Origin of the sequence: Pseudomonas plecoglossicida NBRC 103162 = DSM 15088 (assembly GCF_000730665.1) — a bacterium.
Classification (GTDB): domain Bacteria; phylum Pseudomonadota; class Gammaproteobacteria; order Pseudomonadales; family Pseudomonadaceae; genus Aquipseudomonas; species Aquipseudomonas plecoglossicida.
Genome location: NZ_BBIV01000085.1, coordinates 1 through 4,063 on the forward strand (window position 1 = coordinate 1; position 4,063 = coordinate 4,063).

Annotated in this window: 3 protein-coding genes; 1 reads left to right on the top strand and 2 read right to left on the bottom strand. The window is 64.2% G+C overall.

Annotated elements, in window-relative coordinates; all coding sequences use genetic code 11:
* The first annotated feature begins 181 nt into the window (after nt 1-181).
* Nucleotides 182-1,093, top strand: a complete 912-nt coding sequence (locus tag PPL01S_RS24155; protein ID WP_028626257.1) for a LysR substrate-binding domain-containing protein — start codon at nt 182-184, stop codon at nt 1,091-1,093.
* Nucleotides 1,094-1,210: 117 nt separating this feature from the next.
* On the opposite strand, the gene PPL01S_RS24160 is transcribed toward PPL01S_RS24155, so the two are convergent.
* Together PPL01S_RS24160 and PPL01S_RS24165 are read right to left on the bottom strand one after the other, a co-directional pair.
* Nucleotides 1,211-3,184: an amidohydrolase gene (locus PPL01S_RS24160; protein WP_028626256.1), complete on the bottom strand. Its 1,974-nt coding sequence runs from the start codon at nt 3,182-3,184 to the stop codon at nt 1,211-1,213.
* Between the two features lie 128 nt (nt 3,185-3,312).
* Entirely contained in the window at nt 3,313-3,879 is a 567-nt protein-coding gene (locus PPL01S_RS24165; RefSeq protein ID WP_028626255.1) for an antibiotic biosynthesis monooxygenase, read from the bottom strand.
* Between the last annotated feature and the right edge of the window lie 184 nt (nt 3,880-4,063).

Below are 4,063 nucleotides of genomic sequence, written 5' to 3' on the forward strand. Positions count from 1 at the left end.
TACGGCAGCGTCGTCTTTGTTCAGGCGGTTGTATTTGAAGTTGCTCATGGTCTGTGCTCCTAAGGGTCTGTGACGTTCAGTAAGTGGGGTATTTCGCGTTGATGGACAAAGCTTAAAATCATCACCTTTGCTGCGGTAGACTGCGAAAATTGCCCCTAGCGTTCCATCTGGAGAACGATCATTGGAAGATTTGAACTCCCTGTACTACTTCACCCAGGTCGTCGAACATGGCGGCTTCGCGCCCGCTGGTCGGGCGCTGGACATGCCGAAGTCGAAGCTTAGCCGGCGTATCGCAGATCTGGAGGAGCGCCTCGGCGTGCGCCTGCTGCAGCGCACCAGCCGGCACTGTTCGCTGACCGAGATCGGCCAGGCCTACTACAACCGCTGCATGGCCATGCGCGTGGAAGCCGAGGGTGCGGCGGAGATCATCGAACGCAACCGCAGCGAACCCCGCGGCCTGGTGCGCATCAGTTGCCCGACCACCCTGCTCAACGCCTGGGTCGGGCCGATGCTGACCCGCTACATGCTCAAGTACCCGCAGGTGGAGTTGTTCATCGAGAGCACCAACCGCCGTGTCGACCTGCTGCACGAAGGCTTCGACCTGGCGCTGCGCGTGCGCTTCCCGCCGCTGGAGAACACCGACATGGTGATGAAGGTGCTGAGCGCCAGCACCCAGTGCCTGGTGGGGCATCCGCAATACCTGGAACAACTGCCGGCAGGGTTCGATCCGCAATTGCTCGGTACCTTGCCCAGCGTGCATTGGGGCGGTGCCCAGCGCGATTACCAGTGGGAACTGTTCCAGGGCGAGGACACCGGCCACAGCATCGTGATCCCGCATACGCCGCGCATGGTCACCGACGATCTGTTCGCGTTGCGCCATTTCGTCGTGGCGGGCGTCGGCATCGCGCATTTGCCCAGGGTCGCGGTGCGTGAGGATCTGGCGCAAGGCCGGCTGGTGGAGTTGCTGCCGGGCTGGCACCCGCGCTGTGGCATCGTCCATGCGATCTTCCCGTCGCGGCGGGGTTTGCTGCCGTCCGTGCGTACGCTGATCGATCACCTGGCAGAGGAATTCGCTGTCAGCGACATGGCGTGAGCCAGTGCCGGCCTTATCGCCGGCAAGCCGGCTCCCACAGAGGGCAGTGGTGAACTGCTGTGGGAGCTGGCTTGTCGTGGCGACGAACCGCAGCGATAGGGCCAGTACTGACACCCATCAAAACGCGAAGCAAGAACAGCCCAGCGCGCCCCAGAAACCCTGGAAGTCATTCACCGGCACACTCGAATGCCGCGCCTTCTCATGGCTGTGCGCATGCACCCCACAAGGCCCCACACACTGGTGCGCGATCGCCGCCAGCGATGGCGTGCCCGCACGCCAGTGCCCCGGTACCTTGGCCACCGGCGACCACTCCGGCAACACCGGCACCTGTGCAGGCCCAAGCTTGTCGAACTCGGCGGCGCCATACACGACCTTGCCGTCGACAACGGTCAACACCGACTCGATGCCCTTGATCGCCTCTTCCTCGACACTGAAGAAGTCCAGCGACAGTGCTGCCAGGTCTGCCAGCTGGCCCACCTTGATCTGCCCCTTCTTGCCCTGCTCGCTGGAGAACCATGCGCTGCCCTGGGTGAACAGCTGCAGCGCGGTGTCGCGGCTCAGGCCCTCCGGGTACAGTTCCATGCCGCCAACAGTCTTGCCGCTGACCAACCAGTACAACGAGGTCCACGGGTTGTAGCTGGATACACGGGTTGCATCGGTACCGGCCCCAACTGGCACGCCCATGTCGAGCATGCGCTTGATCGGCGGGGTCTGCTCGGCAGCCTTGGCGCCGTAGCGGTCGACGAAGTACTCGCCCTGGAAGGCCATGCGATCCTGGATGGCGATGCCGCCGCCCAATGCACGCACACGTTCGATGTTCTGCGGGGTGATGGTCTCGGCATGGTCGAAGAACCATGGCAGCCCATTGAACGGGATGTCGCGGTTGACCTTCTCGAACACGTCCAGCATGCGCGAGATCGATTCGTTGTAGGTGGCGTGCAGGCGGAACGGCCAGCGCTGCTCGACGAGGTGGCGAACCACCGGCTCCAGTTCTTCTTCCATGGTCTGCGGCAAGTCCGGGCGCGGCTCGAGGAAGTCCTCGAAGTCGGCGGCGGAGAACACCAGCATCTCGCCGGCGCCGTTGTGGCGCAGGAAGTCGGTGCCGCTGTGCAGCTTGACGCTGGAGGTCCACTTCTTGAAGTCGTCCAGTTCTTCCTTGGGCTTCTGGGTGAACAGGTTGTAGGCGATACGCACGGTCAGCTGATCGTTGTCGGCCAGCTCCTGGATCACCTGGTAGTCATCCGGGAAGTTCTGGTAGCCGCCGCCGGCATCGATGGCGCTGGTCAGGCCCAGACGGTTGAGCTCGCGCATGAACTGACGGGTGGAGTTGATCTGATACTCCAGTGGCAGCTTCGGCCCCTTGGCCAGGGTCGCGTAGAGGATCATCGCGTTGGGCCTGGCGATGAGCATGCCGGTCGGGTTGCCGAACTTGTCACGCTGGATTTCGCCACCCGGCGGATTGGGCGTGGCCTTGTCGTAGCCCACCGCCTTGAGCGCAGCGCGGTTGAGCAGCGCACGGTCGTACAGGTGCAGCAGGAACACCGGGGTGTCGGGCGCAGCCTGGTTGATCTCTTCCAGGGTCGGCATGCGCTTTTCGGCGAACTGGAACTCGTTCCAGCCACCGACCACGCGTACCCACTGCGGGGTGGGCGTGCGCGCCGCCTGGTCCTTGAGCATGCGCAGGGCATCGGCCACCGACGGCACGCCTTCCCAGCGCAGCTCCAGGTTGTAGTTCAGGCCACCGCGGATCAGGTGCAGGTGCGAGTCGTTCAGGCCCGGGATCACCGTGCGCTGCCGGAGGTCGATGATCTGCGTCGCGGCGCCCTTGTGGGCCATGGCTTGGGCGTCGGTGCCCACGGCAATGAAGCGGCCATCCTTGATGGCCACAGCAGTGGCAGCAGGTTGCTCGCGGTCGACGGTGTGCAGCTTGCCGTTGAACAGAATCAGGTCAGCGGTCATGGAACCTCCTTGGATGGATGCGTGGGCGGAGCCGGTGAATGGCAATGCGGACCAGAGCGCGCCGGCGGCACCGAGCACGGTGCTGGCGGCGAGAAACTGGCGACGGCTGTTATCGGTGGGGTCCTGGGACATGGTCTTCTCCTTCTGGGTGCAGCGGCGGCATCGCAACGCCTGAGCATGCCGGTTGAGCCTGGCCAGGACTGCATGGAGGTTAGCAACTGGCTTGTGGGCCGCATCGCGGCCCCGTCGCCAAGCCAGGCTCAGCCCCGCAGCCACTTGGCGCAGCGGCGGGTCACCCAAGGCATGATGAAGAACACCACGGGCAGGATGACGAACAGGTTGACGATCAGGTTGCTGGTGACCGGACCACTGATGTGCGGGAAGCGGGCGAACAGCGGTGCCAGCAGTTTCGGGATGAGCAGCGTCATCGGGCAGATCACCAGGTAGGTCAGCACGGCCTGCTTCCAGCGCGGCGGCTGCACTGTGCTGACGCTTGGCGGGGTGAACCAGAACTCCGGGTCGTCGTGCACCTGGGTATGGTCACCACCTTCAAGCAGCGGCAGCACCTCGTTGACCAGCGCCTGGCGTTCGGCAGAGTTGACCCAGGTCTGCAGCAGGCTGGCTTCGGCGAAACGCACCACGGTGGTGAAGTGGCGACCGCCATCGTCGGGGCGGATGACGTTGACGTCCAGGTGCCCTGGCTGGCGACGTGCAGTGCCGACAGTGCGCTTGAGCCACGCTTCATAGTCGCCCAGCGACTCGGCACGGACCTTGTGCTGGATGACCAGGGTCACCACGTTGCGGTTGTCTTGAAGTGCGGTGTTCATCGGCGTTCCTTGGGATGAGCGTGCCCGCATCCCCAGTGCAACGGCGGACGGGTGCAGGGCTGGATGGATGGGCTGCCCAGGACGGGCACCGATGGTCGGTGCCCGGGGCGTCTGGGCTTACTGGCCGGCGTTGAAGGCGTTGTAGCTGGTGATCAGGTTGCGGTAGTCGGGGATGTGGTTGGAG